We start from the raw sequence: 16,317 nt of genomic DNA, 5'->3' as shown, positions 1-16,317 counted from the left end.
GAGTACATTGAAAAAAGTATTTCTTCCATTATACTAAGGGATGTTCTTATATTTATATAATTAGTAAAAGAGAAAAGGTGTTTGAAATGAAATCGTATATTGTAGTTGGAGCTGGAATTTTAGGAGCGTCTACTGCTTATCATCTTGCTAAGGCTGGCGTGAACGTTACTATCGTGGATCGTCAACAAGTAGGTCAAGCAACAGATGCAGCAGCAGGTATTGTCTGTCCATGGCTTTCACAACGTCGTAATAAAGCATGGTATAAAATTGTTAAAGGCGGTGCACGTTACTATTCTTCGTTAATTCAGCAATTAGAAGAAGACGGTGAAACGGATACAGGTTATAACCGTGTAGGTGCAATTAGTTTACATACTGATGAGAAAAAACTAAATCAAATGGAAGAGCGAGCTTATAAGCGCCGTGAAGATGCACCAGAGATTGGTGAAATTACTCGTTTATCAGCTGAAGAAACGAAAAAATTATTCCCAGCATTATCAGAAGAATATAGTTCTGTTCATGTTAGTGGTGCTGCACGAGTAAATGGAAGGTTATTACGTAATGCATTAATAAGTGCTGCGAAAAAACATGGTGCAACTTTTATAAAAGGCAATGCAGTATTAGTCCGTGAAGGTAGTCAAATTACGGGAGTTAAAGTAAAAGATGAAACAATTTTAGCAGAGAAGGTTATTGTAACGGCAGGTGCATGGGCGAACGAAATCTTAAGCCCTTTAGGAATTAATTTCTTAGTTACGTTCCAAAAAGGACAAATTGTTCACTTGCAAATGGAAAATACAGCAACAGAAAATATGCCAGTTGTTATGCCGCCAAATGATCAATACATTTTAACATTTGACAATGGCCATGTCGTAATTGGTGCAACACATGAGAATGATACTGGTTTCGATCACCGTGTAACGGCTGGTGGTTTACATGAAGTATTCCATAAAGCATTAACAGTTGCACCTGGCTTAGAAGATGCTACTATGCTTGAGACGAGAGTTGGATTTAGACCGTTTACTCCAGGATTCTTACCTGTTATCGGACCACTTCCTAACTTCGACGGTATTCTCGTTGCGAACGGATTAGGAGCTTCAGGTTTAACTGCTGGTCCATATTTAGGATCAGAACTTGCTAAGTTAGCGCTGGGACAACCAATTGATTTAGATTTAAATGATTATGACGTTGCTGGCGCAATTGAATAACATCGGGTATGAAAAAATACACTAAGCAAATTCGATAGGAAATAAGTAGTTTTTTCTCCGTTAAGAGTAAGACTGTTTATGAAAAATGAAATTCTTTAAAAATAAAGAGCCGACACCATAAACTTGCATTATTAATGTAGAATTATGATGTCGGCTCTTTATTCATATGTGTTTAAAGCTTATTTTCGAGAGGAGGTTAAGCAATGAGAGCACCATATCAAGTATTAATATTTCCTTATATAAAAATTGATAACTCTATTCAATATGCGATTTTCAACCGAAGTGATTATGGTTATTGGCAAGGAATAGCTGGTGGTGGGGAAGATGGTGAAATTCCTATTGAATCAGCAAAACGGGAAGCGTTTGAAGAGGCTGGTATTTCAAGAGAATGTCCATATATACAATTAGATTCTGTGTCTTCACTACCAGTAGAGGATGTAGTTGGAGGATTCCTTTGGGGAGATGAGGTTTATGTAATAAAAGAATTTTCTTTTGGAGTTAAAGTACCTACCAAAAACATCTCATTATCTGAAGAACACTTACATTATAAATGGTTATGCTTTGAGGAGGCAGTAAAGTTTTTGAAATGGGATAGCAACAAAACAGCATTGTGGGAATTAAACAAAAGACTATTAAAATAGTAAAAGCATTAGCAAAGACGTTAGTGGAACAAGAATTGAACAATTAAAAAAACTTGCTATTCTTCATATGTAGCAAGTTTTTTCTATACAGTTGCCTCTGGAAAAATGAAAATAGTTAGAAATATTTTTATGTTGCACGGTTGTTGACTATGAATAACGGAATACATATTAAGTATTCAACAGTTCAAATAGAACGAGTCATTTTTTATTTTAAGAAGAAAGATGACTCGTTTTATGCTAAAATTCGCTTAGTGTATATTTTCGCTAAAATGTGGGCAGGCCCACTTTTAGCAAAACCGGAGTGGAAATGATGAGTATAAATAGTTTTGTGGGATTGATAAAGGACGAATTATTAAAAGAGGTAATCATAAGAAGTGAGGATGAATTCGAGCCTGTAGTAGTTAAAGATATTCCTAGACTTTGGAAGTGTTTAGGGAAAGGTAATTATGCCGCAGTATTCATGCACAGAGAATTCAAAGATTGGGTAGTAAAAGTTTACGCGCGCGAAGGAGAAGGAATTGAAAAAGAGTCAGAAGTATACCGAAGAATCGGAAATCATCCTTCTTATTCAAAGCTTATTTATAAAGGAGAAAATTTCATAGTATTGAAACGTTTAAAAGAAATTACCTTATACGATGCGATCCATAAGGGGATTAAAATTCCTAAGCAGGTGATTCTTGATATAAATAAAGCTTTAGAGTATGCAAGGAAACAAGGATTAACTCCTTGTGATGTTCACGGAAAAAATGTGATGATGGAAAAAGGAAGAGGTTATGTAGTCGATGTATCTGATTTCTTAAAAGCAAAAGAAGATAGTAAATGGAGAGACTTAGAAAAGGCATATTTTACATTTTATTTGCCTTTCATTTATAAACTACCTTTCCCTGTTAAAATACCGTATTTTATGTTAAACATTGTTAGACGTTCGTATAGAAAATATAAGAAACTTAAAAAGAAATTCGAATTGTAATACTTATAAGTGGACCACTAGTAAACAAAAGGACCGTACATTTTAGATATGTCTAATATGTACGGTCCTAATCTTTTTTATGTATACATATTTTTGCTAGTTATATCACTATCAATTCCAAAACGAGATATTTTGAATAAATGAAACTGTTAAAATAAATGTTGATGCGCAACCAGCAGTTAATAACATTATTATTTTTCGTCCATTCTGTTCTTTTGAAGGTTTTATCAGTTCTGTAATCAACACAATCCAAATTATTATAGATACTATCGAGATAATATTTATGGACATATGTAACACCTTCCTTTTTGTTTTCACATAAACATTTCTTATTTTGTAAAATGAAAGCAATTTAACTAGAAAATATGTACAGTATTACAAATCAGGTTTCTCCTGTTAAACCACCTTTTTTAAATAGAAATACGACTGATAAAACGATAATAACTGCCTTTAAACTGCCCCAATATGGATAAATAACATGATCTGTTAGATGAGCATGTTGAAAAATGTTCTCTAATCCATAAATTCCAATAATGACTGCTAAAAGAAAAGCGGCTTTTCCAATAGCTGTATTACAATAGAGGGTAAATAAATATAGTGCAACTATAAGTGGTAAGATGATTTGTAGCAATAGTGTCATAAGGTAGCCCCCTAATTTATCTATAATTATATTATATACAAAATTGTAATAAAAAGGAATGCGACTTATTTGATACTAATAAGATTACTCTAAACATATTCTTCTATTAAAAAGAATATAAAGGGGTGTAAAGTTAATTGACAAAAGTTAAAGTTCGTTTACGACCCATTGTTCATAACATAAATTTACCCACTGTAATAAAAACAGCAATTCTTCCAGGTGAATCGGCTGAAAAGCTATTTATCGCAACGCAATTAGGAGAGGTTTTTCACATAGGAGATGGCGTCATAAAAACATTTTTAAATATTCGTCAACGAATTATAAATTTAGGTACATCTGAAGAAGGCGTTTCTAGTAGTGGTTATGATGAACGAGGATTGCTTGGACTAGCATTTCATCCACAATTTTATCAAAACGGTTTATTTTATCTTCATTATTCTGTCGCTGGAACCCAAGGGCCAGGTGCACTTTCTGAACAATTTAAACCGAATCCTTGTGACCCAAAAACGTTAAACTTAAAGTGGACAAATAGAGATACGCAATATGATCATATCGATACAATCGAAGAATGGATTTTACAATCAAACGGTCAACCTCAAAAACGTAGAACATTACTTAATATAAAACGCCCATTTTTTAATCATAATGGGGTAAATACTTTAAACTTTTCTCCAGAGACGGGGAAACTTGTTTTTACAAATGGAGATGGTGGCTCGGGTTATGATCCGTTCAATTTAAGCCAAGATGATTTAGAAATAGCAGGTAAAATTATTGAAATCGATGTAAGTAAAAATACATTCATAAATAATCCTCCAGTCGTTACACGCTTTAATGAACTTCCTCTATCTATACAAGAAACACTTACAGTAATTGCGAAAGGTATTCGTAATATAACCGGTATTTCATTCCAAAGGTTTTATAATCAGTATATTAAATATGTAGGTAATGTCGGACAGGATATTGTAGAGTCTATTTTTTCATTTGTTCAATATAAACCAATACCGGTTACCGAACTTGTTCAAATACATGTAATGAGACTCACTTCAAATCAAGATGGATTTATTAATTTTGGTTGGAGAGGATGGGAAGGAGAATTGCCTACTTCTTTTATAAAACACTGTTCTGAAAATCCTACTTTGGATGAGAGAACAATGGTTTATTATAATGAAACAATAGAAACATCAACGAAGCGAATTCAGCCACTCATTAGTTATTTTCATAAAGACCCGAGACCAGATAAGTTTGGCGGGACTTCTCTAACAGGAGTTCAGCCATATATGGGAACTGCAATCCCGAATTTAAATGGTAGCGTTGTGTTTACCGACCTTGCTAGAAAAGAAGAGTCTCGGCCGCCAGTTAAAGGTGTATTAGCATATACTAAAGCAGGTACAGATGGTAAACATACTGGTTTTCATGTTATTGAAACTGATTATGATTTTGGTACGCAAGCAGCTTATTATATGAGTTTAGGAACAAATTTGGATCAAACTAGGTTATATTTAGGAGTTTACGGTTCTATGAAAGTAACTGATTTTAACAAAGGTACCATTTTTGAAATTATCCCTTAATACGATATACACTCGTAGTTTAATCATACAAGGAATTCCCTTTGTTTTAAAACGTACAAGTTCTCCCCCTAAAAGCCTTTTATTGTATAGTAACTCATAACAAGTAGAAAGCAGCTCATAAACCACTAGTGTATGAATAAGATAGAAAGTGATGAATGAGATATCTTTAGGGGGTATTTTGATGAATCGATTTGTACGTTATTGGTGTCAACTTATGATAGAGAATAATGGGGACTTTGTTCATAAAAGAAAATTATCCCTAGCAAATAAAGTAGTCATTACCGCTTTAATGAGTGCTTTGGCCACCATGTTTCAAGCAGCAGGTAACTTAATTCCTGGTATAGGGTTATTTATTAGCCCTTTTGCGACGTTACCAATTTTTTTGGCTATTTGCTACTCTATTCGTGAGGGAGTACTTTCTTATCTCCTTACTATCCTCCTATTATTTATTATTGAGCCAAGTGAACTAATTGTTTTTCCATTTACTACAGGCTTATTAGGTATAGCCTTAGGGCTTTCCTTTATACAATTCAAGAGGAGAATTTGGGTAATTTCCTTTTCTGCGATTTGTCTACTTATAGGAATTACGATTGTTCTAGATATTTTTCGCTTTCCCGTGCTTGGTCCTACTATTCATACAACTATGGATATAAAAATTATTTTATCAATATTTATACTGAGCTTTCTATACTGCTGGATCTATGCAGGGCTTTGTAGAATATTGTTGAATAGGTTATATAAAGTATTGTTTTAACAATTGCATAGAATGGAGATTTAAAACATGTATAACGTTGAAATTAGGAGACCGAATTCGGATGATTTAGAGGAACTTCACTCATTTTTTCGTATAGTTATTACGAATACCTTTAAAGACGAAGGTTTATCACAATTATCGGATGACATAGAAAATGAAATTAACACGAAAAAGCAATATTTAAAAACAGATTTTGATAGTAATGGAGAAAAACGTTACTTTTTATTAGCAATAGATACAAATAACGATAAAATCATTGGTACAATCGAAGTTGGTCCAGCAAGTACATTAATTAATAGTTGTACAGGCGGTGTACTTAAGGATTTGTATGAAATAGGAACTGTTTTTATACTGCCGGAGTATCAAAAAAAGGGTATCGGGAGTTTACTACTAAATGCAATATTTCTTACGTTACTTAGCAAAGGTATAACAGAGTACTGTTTAGATAGTGGATACAAAAAAGCGCAAAGTATATGGACGAAGAAGTTTGGAGAGCCTAGTTATGTACTGAAGGATTATTGGGGAGAATCAAGTGATCATATGATTTGGAAGAAGAGTTTACATGATGCCCCTATAATATTTAAATTATAAAATGAAAAATGCCTCTGAACGTAGCTTTTCTTACATATGTATGCTATTATTTACCTTTATAATAAAAGAGGACGTGAATGAACTTGATTAAAATTAGTATCCCTGAAGTTGATGTTACAATTACTGAACGTAAACAAGTTATTAGAGGAGACGAGCCAAGAATTACGCCAATCAATGGTTTTATCGATTTCCACTTGTTCCCACGAGATAAAGGCGGCATTTTTATGTTTTACAATATTAATGACGAACTTCTTTTCGTAGGTAAAGCTCGTAAAATTAGACAACGTATTAAGAAGCATTTCGAAGATAACGTTTCGCCAATTAAAAATCACCGTGACGAAGTATACCGCATTGATGCATGTATCGTAGAAGATCCAACAGAAAGAGAAATTTACGAAACATATATCATTAATGAATACAAAGCAAAATATAACGTTGATAAAGTATTCTATAAATAAGTAATAAAAAACAATCCTAGTACATATACTGGGATTGTTCTTTATTTAGAATTATTCCTCATATTTGCCTCCTTTTTTTAAATGATTAGCAGCAATAAAACAAACTACACCTATACATATAAGTACAATTCCAATTGTTTTATGTTTTCCAAAAAAGAAAGGAATATCAGAAATAACATTTGTCATACATAACCCTACAAACACGAGGATAGGTCCTACCCACAGTAATACATTGCCGAATTTTGTATGTTTCCGCATAGTAAGCCTCCTTACCTCTTTTTACATATATATCCATGAATTAAAAGTAAATTCATAGAGAAATATAGTTTTTTTCATATCGAAAATTTAACCTTCATATATTGGTACAAGCAAACAAGAAAGGGGACCATCATGAATTGGTTAGAAGCTTTTATATTAGGGATCATACAAGGTTTAACAGAGTTTTTACCGATAAGTAGTACAGGTCATCTTTATTTAGGAAGGCATTTGTTTCAATTAGATGAAGCAGGATTGTTTTTAGATACGATGCTGCACATTGGGACTTTACTTGCTGTGTTTATTTATTACAAAAAAGAATTTATATATTTAATTAAAAATCCATTTTCAAAACTAATGCTACTACTTATTGTCGGGACGATACCCGCAGTTGTAATCGGATTGTTATTTAAAGACTTTTTTGAGGATATTTCAAAAACAGGTATTACGATTGGTTGGGAGTTTTTAGTGACAGGATTCTTTCTCTACATGGCGGATAAACAAAAGAATGGCCGTAAAAAAATGGTCAACATTACATATAAAGATGCATTTATCATTGGTTCATTTCAAGCGGCTGCTATTTTTCCGGCAATTTCTCGTTCTGGAATGACAATCGTCGCTGCATTATGGAGAAAGTTAGACCGCGAAACTGCTGCTTACTTTTCTTTTTTATTATCAACACCAGCCATTGTCGGAGCTATTATTTTGCAATTTGCAGATGTTTTTCAAGGGAAAGCAGAATCTATTTCTAGTACATCTTTAATTGTCGGAACTTTATCAGCAGCATTTTTTGGTTACATAGCTGTTTCATGGATGATTCAATACTTAAAACGTCACTCTTTAAAAGTATTTGCGTATTACGTATGGGGATTAGGTATTTTAATTATAACGTTGCAATATACTCATGTGTTTTAATTATAATAGTAAAGAAATTAATTAGTTTAAGATCCTGTTTCATTCATAAAAGACAGGATCTCTTTTTATTAAGGAGGAAAATATGTTTAATAAAGCTATCGTTATTGGCGGAAGTATTGCAGGAAAGCTCGCAGCAAAAGCATTATCAACTGCTTTTAAAGAAGTAATCATTATAGAAGCCGGTGAAAGATGGGATGGAAAGTCTTCGAGAAAAAGAGTCCCACAAAGTAATCATCCTCATGTGTTATTAAAAGGTGGAGAAAACGCCATTGAGGAATTGTTTCCTAATATTACGAATGAATTAATAGAAGCAGGTAGTGTCGTACATAACTTTACTCGTGATTTAAAATGGCATCAATTTGGTTTATGGAAACAGCCGTTCATAGGGGAAGTACATATGATTCAACAAAGTCGTCCTTTGCTAGAATGGCATATTCAAAAACGAATACATCAAATTTCAAATATCACTAGTAAATTTAAAACACTAGTGGAAGGGTTAATAGTAGACAGAAAAGCTAACAAAGTATGTGGTGTAAAAGTGAAATGTTTAGAGACAGACACACAAGAAGAAATACATGCAGATATTGTTGTTGATGCAAGTGGATTCGGTTCAAAAAGTATAGCATGGTTACGCGAATGTAATATCGAAGTGCAGGAAGAGAAAGCACGTATTGATTTATTTTACACAACTAGAATGTTTAAACTTAAAGAAAATGAGAAATTAGATTACTGTAATACGCTAATGTCTCCAAGTTTCCCTGACAATCCGTATGGCGTTCTTATTCAAACGATTGAGGATAATCGTTATTTTGTTACTTTCAGTGGATATGCAAATAAAAAAGCACCACAAACAGATGAAGAATTTTATAATTTTGCTGAAAACCTATCAATCTCTAATGTTACTGATTTTCTAAATAAAGCTGAAGCCATTTCACATACCAAAACGTACAAAATTCCATATCAAGTACGTAGGCGATTTGATTTAGTGGATAATCTACCCGAAAGATTGTTAGTAGTTGGAGATGCACACTGTCGTTTTGATCCTGTTTTCGGTCAAGGTGTTTCCGTTGCTGCTATGGAAGCTCACCAGTTGCAATTACTTCTGCAAGGTAGAAAACAACTTGATAAAACATTTACACAACAATTTTATAAAAAGGCAGCTACTATAATAGAAACCCCTTGGGATATGACAACAACGGAAATATCGCGTCACCCGGAGCTACAGACAGCATTAACTACAAAACAAAAATTTCAGCTATGGTATACAAAACAAATATATCGACTATCCGCAAGTAATTCTGATGTTTATATTCGGTTAGTACGAGTGATGAATTTAATTCGTAGTCCATTTCACCTATTTCATCCAAAAGTACTACTTGCTGTGTTACTAAAACAAAAGAAATAGCAGGAAAGTAGTTGATTAAAAACGAATATATAGCAGTTAGTAGATATAGGAGGGGTAATCGAGATGAAAATATACATAGAACAATTAAAGAAACACGATGCTAAGGATTTATTTACGTTTGAACTTACGAATAAGTCTTTTTTTGAAACAATGGTACCTAATCGTGGCTCGCAATATTTTGATTTTGAATATTTCCAAAAACTACTAGATAATTTATTAATAGAACAGGCGGATGGAGAATCTTATTTTTATTTAATTCGTAACGAAGAAAATGAAATTGTAGGGAGAATAAATTTAGTAGATATAGATTCGGAGACTCGAATCAGTTCGTTAGGTTATCGGGTCGGAGAAAAATTTACTAAAAAAGGAGTTGCAACTGCAGCCGTAAAATTAATTTTAGACGTAGCAAAAAATAATGAAATTAATGAGGTTCATGCTAAAACAACTTCTAATAATCTTGCATCACAAATTGTACTAGAAAAAAGCGGGTTTTCTTCTTATCAAAACGAAGCAGATACAACATCTGTACAATTGAATGGGGAACAGGTGAATTTTGTACATTATATTTGGAGAAATACTTCGCGCTTATAAGAAGGGGGATTTATTCATGAATGATTTACGTTATCCAATTGGACAATTTACATACAAACGTCCTATAACGGAAGAAATGATAGATACATGGATTCAAGAAATTGAAGATTTACCTAATGAACTAACGAAGGCTATCAAAGATTTAGATCAGAAGCAGTTAGACACACCGTACCGCGTTGGTGGATGGACAGTTCGTCAAGTAGTCCATCACGTTGTTGACAGCCATATGAATAGCTACATACGTTTTAAATTAGCACTAACAGAAAAGAATCCAACGATTAAACCATATAAAGAAGAGAAGTGGGCAGAATTACCTGATTCTAAATTACCAGTAGATGTTTCACTAGTAATGTTAGAGTCATTACATAAAAGATGGGTTAACCTTTTATATTCCTTAGAACTTGAAGATCTAGAAAAGACATTTAACCATCCAGATACTGGTGAAACAAAACTTGCTGCTGCAATAGGACTATACGCATGGCACGGACGTCATCATACAGCTCATATAACTTCATTAAGAAAGCGACTAAATTGGTAACATGGAGATGCATTTAGAGAAAGCGAAAGAAACCGACGCAGAAGTTATATTCCAGATGCAAATAGACTCATTTAGCCCTTTATTACATAAATATAAAGACTACGAAACAAACCCAGCAAATGAATCTATTGAAAAAACGATTTTGAGGATAAATAATCCCAGCAGTAACTATTATAAAATGATAATAGATTCTAACCTTGTTGGAGCGATATGTATATCCAAAAAAGAACTACCTTATAAATTTTGGATTAGTCCAATGTTTATTCATCCAGTCTATCAAGGGAAAGGAATTGCTCAGCAGGTACTTATTTTAATTGAAGAGATGTTTCCAGAAGCACGAAGCTTTGAACTTGCTACGATTTTAGAAGAAGAAAGAAATTGTTTTCTATACGAAAAGATGGGGTATAAAAGAACAGAAGTAATAAAGAAATTAAATGATAAAACTACACTTATTTATTACAAAAAAGAAAGGTAAAGCATTTAAAATACGCTTTACCTTTTTCTGTTATTTTAGATTAAATATACAAAATCGATGAATATTATTCCAAAATAATCGGGTTAGTAATTTCAGAAATGAATAAATATACGGAAAGGCGTTATTTTGTCGTATATGTTACTAACGCTTTTTGAATGCTTAAAACACTATCGTCACCTTTAAATTCTTTCGTAATTGGGGCGCTCAAACTAGATACCCAAATTTTAAGTTCAGCATCCAAATCAAAATGCCCAGCTGTTTCAATGCTGAATTGTGTAATGCTTTTATAAGGGATAGAATGGTATTCTGTTTTTTTACCTGATATTCCTTGTTTATCTACTAAAATAAGACGACGATTTGTAAATACGATTAAATCACGAATTAATTTATAAGCATGTTCAACTTTCTCATCGTCTAACATAATCTTCTCTAAATCACGTTCTACACTTTCTGTACTCGCATTTGATGCATTTCCTAAAATACCGCTAAATAAACCCATAGGAAATTCCTCCTCCATTATTTGTGGAATGTGTTACTTATATTGTACCATGCAACTCGGTGTGAAGTTATGATATTACATTAGTAGTTTCTGGCTATTGTTGTAATCCTTTTATATAACCTCGTCTTAATATCTTATGCTAATATAAAAGTAAGAAAAAAAGAAGCAGAGGGATATAGCATGAAAAATATCGGTTTAGTATTAGAAGGCGGAGGAATGAAAGGTTTATATACGGCAGGCGTACTCGAATATTTTATGGAAAAGAACTTATTCTTTCCTTATGTAGTTGGCGTATCCGCTGGAGCTTGTATGGGAGCAACGTATTTGTCACGTCAAAAAGGGAGAAATAAAAAAGTAAATACAGAGTTAGTTGCAGATCACCGTTATATATCTTATCGAAATTTAATTCGAAAACGTGAATTATTCGGAATGGACTTTTTATTTGATGAAGTACCTAATAAAATTGTCCCATTTGATTTTCAAACTTTCTTAAACTCAAATGAACAGTTTGTTATAGGGACGACTGATTGCGAATCGGGACAAGCTATTTATTATAATAAAGCAGAACACGGAAATGATATTTTAAAAATCATTCGTGCATCTAGCTCAGTACCGTTTATAGCGCCTGCTGTAGAATATGATAATCGCAAATTACTAGATGGAGGGATTATAGATCCTATACCGGTGTTAAAAGCGCAAACTGATGGTTATGAAAAGAACGTTGTAATTATGACAAAACCAGAAGGATATGAGAAGCAACGTAATAAATTTTCAGGCCTAGCTAAAATTTTATATAGGAAATATCCGAATATCGCACAATCTTTAGTAGAACATTATCGTTTTTATAATGAGACGATATCTTATATGCATCAAATAAAACAAAAAGACAACTTTTATATTATTCAGCCTAGCGTACAGCTTCCAATAAGCGGAATAGAAAGAAGTAAAGAAAAGCTCGTTAATTTATATAATCTTGGTTATACAGATGCTCAATATCATTATGAAAAATTATTAAGTTGGATAGAGAAGTAAAGGGGTAGAAAGTTGAAGTTAGGAAAACAAATTATTTTTAAGGAATTGCAGAAAATGCATAGTCCACTTTATAAACCGTTTCCGAATTGTGACATTCGAAAAATACGAAAAGATTTTAATACTATGTTTACAGAAAATGATTGTATAAGCGCTGATTTAAATTATTATTGGATGCATACAGCAGGTACTTTAAGTTACGTGCTTAATAATAATGAACAGGAGATTGTGTTTAATCAAATAAAGTGGCTAAGGAAATCTTTTTTTGGATGGTTTCCACAATATCGTTTTCTAGAAACAGAAATTGTTAAGTATCCCATTTTGTATAGAGGTTTCATGAATTATGAAAAGACCCGAAAGCTATTACTTTATTATCTTACTGAATAAAAATTAAAACGTACAAGTGACGCTGCTTGTACGTTTTTTGTTCATAAAATATACAATATTTACAACTTATCCATGTAGGTATTTTAACGAGAAAAAAGAAGTACATATAGAGAATGTGTGAGGGAGGAGATAGAAGTTTGTTAGTTGTTTCCCTTTAAATTCATGTCCAACTCAAATATTTCGAGTAAAATTCGCTTCTAAATGGTATTATCAAATATCAAGAAAACTAATTTAGAAACGAAGAAGGGACAGATTTAATATGGAAAACGTATCAAATGTAGATAAAGTAGAATCAATTAAATCTTTACAGTCAACAATCCGTAAACTAGAAAATGCCTTATCACAGATGACTCAAAAAGGCTCAAACACTACTTTAGTGAAAAAAAGACTCAAAGCAGCTAGTATCGGCTTAGCTATGTTAGAAAGTATTTGGAATCAAGAAACCCATCATTACACGCAAGAGGATTTAGCAGACGCTCGAAATGTTCTAATTGGTTTGTTTCCATCAATTGAAAAGATTTATGTTAAGTCAAAGCTTGGGAGTCCTCAAAGAACACTTTTAGAAAGAAGAATAAAATCATTAGAACTGTCTATTCAGGCAATTGATTATTTTTCTAATAAATAACTTCGCTAAACAAATAACTTACGACTACTTTTATATAGGGATTCTAATGAAAAAAACTACATATAGAATACTACAAAGGAGAAAGAGAGGTGACTACAATAATCAGTCCTAAGTTAGAGAAGCTTAAAAATCAATTAAAGAATGGAAATGAAAAAGCTCTTTATACTTTTTTGCATGAAATAAAGTCAAATCACACGCCACTAATAGAACAATGCCCTGCAGATAATCAGTATAAGCTTATAACGTATATATGGTTAGGGGATCAAAACACTGAAAACGTTTATGTATTCGGTAGTTTTCCTGGTTGGGATCTGTCTGTAAATCAATTACAACGATTGTTACAGACAGATATTTGGTATGTTACGTTTAGGACGAATAAGAGTTTTATTTCAACTTATTATTTTACAGTAAATGATTTTTTTGAAAACGATTGGATAAAGCGTAGTGAACAGTACCAACTAGACCAATTTAATGAAAATGTATTTGGAGAAGGTGCCAATAAAGCGTCTATGTTAAAAATAGGTATGGACGTGCAGTATAGCAGTCGTTTTCCTTCAAATGATTATCCATCCGGAAAGATTGAAACATATTCTTTTTATAGTTCGATTTTAAATAACACACGCAAAATTCATATTTATACGCCTCATGATTATTCTCACACTTCATATCTTCAAGAACTTCTCATTGTATTTGATGGGAATTCATTCATTAATGACCTTTCAATCACAAAAACACTTAATTATTTAATTTACGAAAAAGAAATTCCATCTTGTATCGCTGTTGCTATAGATCCAGTTAATCGGCTAGAAGAGCTAACTTATAACGATAAAATGAATGCATTTTTAACAGAGGAATTACTTCCGTGGATTCAGGCGAAGTATCGTGTGCATCAAGAAGTAAAACATATAACAATTGCCGGTTTCAGTCTTGGTGGCCTAGCAGCTTGTTATGCAGCGCTTCAAAATCCACACATTTTCGGGAACGTGTTGTCTATGTCTGGATCTGTACATTGGAAAAAGGATGGATATGAAAATCAAATTCCTTGGATTGAAAATCAAATTTCATCTATAGATTCAAATGCGACACAGCCTCAATTTTATTTAGCAGCAGGCGAACTTGAAAACAAACCTCTTTTAACGGCTAATAGACGCCTATATAAAGCTTTAAAAGAAAAAGAATACCAAATTACTTGTGAAGAGTTTCAAGGCGGCCATGACAGTATTTGGTGGCGAGAAAAGTTATTTGATGGGTTGAAAGCATTGAAACGTACAAAAACGCTACTATAAAATATAAAGAGGAGAGATTCTATGAATCAAGAAGAACTAGATAAAAAACTAAAAAAGCAAGAGATTTTAGTAAAAGATGAGAAAGTTTGGTCCTATACGTATGAGGATCATATTAGTTCTATCGTGAAGGAAGCAGAAAAGAAAGGGTCTTTTGATAATATGCCTGGTAAAGGCAAGCCTCTTAATTTAGATAACGACCTTTCGTACAATCCTGAAAAGCAACTTTATAGAACGTTAAAGAATAATCATGTTTTACCTAGGTGGATTGAGCTTTCAAAGGAAATTGATAATTTAAAAGAAAAGCTAAAAGAAAATACAAATACTGCAGAAGCAGCGGATTTAATTCGAACTATTAATAAAAAGGTTTTAGAACATAACCTACTTTGTCCACCAAGTGCGCAAAAAACGAGGGTGAAAACGGACTTTTAACAATTTTTAATAAAGCTATCTCTTGCTATATAATTAAGTAAGGCATTTTCAATTCATTATTAAAGGGAGGCAAACGTAATGAAAAATACGTATCAACTTCAAATTCCGAAAGAACTAGAACAGTATCGTACTATTTTAGAAGAAAGTGTGAAACCGTATATTAAAGTGTCTGGAACATTAGCAGAGACAACGCTTTTTGAGAGTAAGTTTGGTGGTTATCCGTATGTACCTATAGATCAAGAGCATCCTAAAGATTCAAATGGACAACCTATGATGTTACTTGCACAGCTAAACTTTGAAGAAATGCCACATGTTGAATATATGCCTCAAGAGGGAATGTTACAGTTTTTTGTAAGTGCTGATGATGAACTTTACGGAGCAGATTTTGACCATCCAACAACCCAAAAAGACTTTCGGATTATTTATCATTCTACAATTACAGAAGATTTGAATAAGGTTATTACTGATTTTAGTTATTTAAATACTTTAGAATTAGAGGACTTTATCATACCTGAAGCAGCTAAACTACGGTTTGAATTAAGTTATCAACCCATAACATCAAGTGATTATCGATTTGAAAAGATGTTTAGTGAGGAAATTGATTGGGAAGAAATTGTTGATGAAGAAAATAATACAGAATTAGGAGAACTGTATGACGATATATATGTTTGTCAAGGGCATAAAATAGGCGGTTATCCATTTTTCACACAGACAGATCCAAGAGAATGGGAAGAAAAATACCAGCAACATGACATGTTATTGCTGCAAATCGATACAGATGATTCATTAAATATTATGTGGGGAGATTCTGGTGTTGCTAATTTCTTTATTAAAAAAGAAGATTTGTTAAATCTAGATTTTTCCAATGTTATTTACAACTGGGATTGCTACTAAAAAGATATAAATGAAATACTAGCAAGCTAAAAAATCTTCCTGAAGATGAGGGAGATTTTTTTATGTTAAAAATAAACGTTATGTTAACTAGAGTGTAAAATAATAGGAATAATAAAAGTCAAGCGTAAATAACAGAAATAACAAGAAATAATGTAAAGTTGTAAA

At 32.6% G+C, this 16,317-nt stretch carries 20 protein-coding genes and 1 pseudogene; 17 read left to right on the top strand and 4 right to left on the bottom strand.

All coding sequences use genetic code 11. From position 1 onward, the window contains the following. Nucleotides 1-86: 86 nt before the first annotated feature. From BGI23_RS13105 to BGI23_RS13095, 3 genes are all read left to right on the top strand, one after another. A complete protein-coding gene (locus tag BGI23_RS13105) occupies nt 87-1,202 on the top strand; it encodes an NAD(P)/FAD-dependent oxidoreductase (protein WP_000844373.1) in 1,116 nt (371 codons plus the stop codon). Between the two features lie 203 nt (nt 1,203-1,405). Continuing rightward, the gene (locus tag BGI23_RS13100) at nt 1,406-1,843 is read left to right on the top strand and encodes an NUDIX hydrolase (RefSeq protein WP_044792231.1); all 438 of its coding nucleotides are present in this window, start codon (nt 1,406-1,408) and stop codon (nt 1,841-1,843) included. A 307-nt stretch (nt 1,844-2,150) separates the two neighbouring features. Continuing rightward, entirely contained in the window at nt 2,151-2,813 is a 663-nt protein-coding gene (locus tag BGI23_RS13095; RefSeq protein WP_029438549.1) for a protein kinase family protein, read from the top strand. 111 nt (nt 2,814-2,924) lie between these two features. Here BGI23_RS13095 and BGI23_RS13090 read toward each other — a convergent pair whose 3' ends face one another. Both BGI23_RS13090 and BGI23_RS13085 read right to left on the bottom strand, forming a co-directional pair. Further along, a complete protein-coding gene (locus tag BGI23_RS13090) occupies nt 2,925-3,104 on the bottom strand; it encodes a hypothetical protein (protein WP_000026319.1) in 180 nt (59 codons plus the stop codon). 91 nt (nt 3,105-3,195) lie between these two features. Continuing rightward, nucleotides 3,196-3,453, bottom strand: a complete 258-nt coding sequence (locus BGI23_RS13085; protein WP_070806172.1) for a hypothetical protein — start codon at nt 3,451-3,453, stop codon at nt 3,196-3,198. Between the two features lie 137 nt (nt 3,454-3,590). Here BGI23_RS13085 and BGI23_RS13080 point away from each other — a divergent pair, with 137 nt between their 5' ends. The 4 genes from BGI23_RS13080 to BGI23_RS13065 all read left to right on the top strand — a co-directional run bounded on the left by BGI23_RS13080 (nt 3,591) and on the right by BGI23_RS13065 (nt 6,824). Next, complete coding sequence (locus BGI23_RS13080; RefSeq protein WP_044792235.1) at nt 3,591-5,021, top strand: PQQ-dependent sugar dehydrogenase; 1,431 nt, start codon at nt 3,591-3,593, stop codon at nt 5,019-5,021. Between the two features lie 181 nt (nt 5,022-5,202). Beyond that, nucleotides 5,203-5,775, top strand: coding sequence for a hypothetical protein (locus BGI23_RS13075; protein WP_001079215.1), 573 nt, complete (start codon nt 5,203-5,205; stop codon nt 5,773-5,775). Between the two features lie 27 nt (nt 5,776-5,802). Then, complete coding sequence (locus BGI23_RS13070; RefSeq protein WP_000282935.1) at nt 5,803-6,366, top strand: GNAT family N-acetyltransferase; 564 nt, start codon at nt 5,803-5,805, stop codon at nt 6,364-6,366. A gap of 77 nt (nt 6,367-6,443) precedes the next feature. After that, a complete protein-coding gene (locus BGI23_RS13065; RefSeq protein WP_001048949.1) occupies nt 6,444-6,824 on the top strand; it encodes a nucleotide excision repair endonuclease in 381 nt (126 codons plus the stop codon). A 51-nt stretch (nt 6,825-6,875) separates the two neighbouring features. On the opposite strand, the gene BGI23_RS13060 is transcribed toward BGI23_RS13065, so the two are convergent. Continuing rightward, nucleotides 6,876-7,082 carry a hypothetical protein gene (locus BGI23_RS13060; protein ID WP_070806171.1) on the bottom strand — a complete coding sequence of 69 codons (207 nt, stop codon included), beginning with the start codon at nt 7,080-7,082 and terminating at the stop codon, nt 6,876-6,878. 132 nt (nt 7,083-7,214) lie between these two features. Between BGI23_RS13060 and BGI23_RS13055 the strand changes: the two genes are divergently transcribed. The 5 genes from BGI23_RS13055 to BGI23_RS13035 all read left to right on the top strand — a co-directional run bounded on the left by BGI23_RS13055 (nt 7,215) and on the right by BGI23_RS13035 (nt 11,003). After that, nucleotides 7,215-7,994, top strand: coding sequence for an undecaprenyl-diphosphate phosphatase (locus tag BGI23_RS13055; RefSeq protein ID WP_070806170.1), 780 nt, complete (start codon nt 7,215-7,217; stop codon nt 7,992-7,994). An 82-nt stretch (nt 7,995-8,076) separates the two neighbouring features. Continuing rightward, complete coding sequence (locus BGI23_RS13050) at nt 8,077-9,399, top strand: FAD-dependent oxidoreductase (protein WP_070806169.1); 1,323 nt, start codon at nt 8,077-8,079, stop codon at nt 9,397-9,399. A gap of 63 nt (nt 9,400-9,462) precedes the next feature. Then, nucleotides 9,463-9,990, top strand: a complete 528-nt coding sequence (locus BGI23_RS13045; RefSeq protein ID WP_000708334.1) for a GNAT family N-acetyltransferase — start codon at nt 9,463-9,465, stop codon at nt 9,988-9,990. A 16-nt stretch (nt 9,991-10,006) separates the two neighbouring features. Beyond that, a complete protein-coding gene (locus tag BGI23_RS13040) occupies nt 10,007-10,528 on the top strand; it encodes a YfiT family bacillithiol transferase (RefSeq protein ID WP_000999075.1) in 522 nt (173 codons plus the stop codon). Between the two features lies 1 nt (nt 10,529). After that, a complete protein-coding gene (locus tag BGI23_RS13035; RefSeq protein ID WP_070806168.1) occupies nt 10,530-11,003 on the top strand; it encodes a GNAT family N-acetyltransferase in 474 nt (157 codons plus the stop codon). Between the two features lie 121 nt (nt 11,004-11,124). Here the strand turns inward: BGI23_RS13035 and BGI23_RS13030 are convergent, their stop codons facing one another. Next, a complete protein-coding gene (locus BGI23_RS13030; protein ID WP_000522462.1) occupies nt 11,125-11,502 on the bottom strand; it encodes a PH domain-containing protein in 378 nt (125 codons plus the stop codon). 180 nt (nt 11,503-11,682) lie between these two features. On the opposite strand from BGI23_RS13030, the gene BGI23_RS13025 reads away from it, so the two are divergent. The 5 genes and pseudogenes from BGI23_RS13025 to BGI23_RS13000 all read left to right on the top strand — a co-directional run bounded on the left by BGI23_RS13025 (nt 11,683) and on the right by BGI23_RS13000 (nt 16,152). After that, nucleotides 11,683-12,534, top strand: coding sequence for a patatin-like phospholipase family protein (locus tag BGI23_RS13025; RefSeq protein WP_070806167.1), 852 nt, complete (start codon nt 11,683-11,685; stop codon nt 12,532-12,534). Nucleotides 12,535-12,546: 12 nt separating this feature from the next. Beyond that, nucleotides 12,547-12,918, top strand: coding sequence for a YxiJ-like family protein (locus tag BGI23_RS13020; RefSeq protein WP_000765926.1), 372 nt, complete (start codon nt 12,547-12,549; stop codon nt 12,916-12,918). Nucleotides 12,919-13,177: 259 nt separating this feature from the next. Further along, nucleotides 13,178-13,543 (top strand): hypothetical protein, encoded by a 366-nt coding sequence (locus tag BGI23_RS13015; protein ID WP_070806166.1) that lies wholly within the window; start codon nt 13,178-13,180, stop codon nt 13,541-13,543. Nucleotides 13,544-13,632: 89 nt separating this feature from the next. Next, nucleotides 13,633-15,258: pseudogene (locus BGI23_RS13010) on the top strand (DnaJ family domain-containing protein). Between the two features lie 78 nt (nt 15,259-15,336). Next, nucleotides 15,337-16,152: a YwqG family protein gene (locus BGI23_RS13000; protein WP_070806164.1), complete on the top strand. Its 816-nt coding sequence runs from the start codon at nt 15,337-15,339 to the stop codon at nt 16,150-16,152. The last annotated feature ends 165 nt before the right edge of the window (nt 16,153-16,317 follow it).

This window comes from Bacillus sp. ABP14 (assembly GCF_001831375.1).
In the GTDB taxonomy this organism is placed as follows: domain Bacteria; phylum Bacillota; class Bacilli; order Bacillales; family Bacillaceae_G; genus Bacillus_A; species Bacillus_A paranthracis.
The sequence above is the reverse complement of the archived record's forward strand: the minus strand, read 5'-3'. Positions and strand labels throughout refer to the sequence as shown.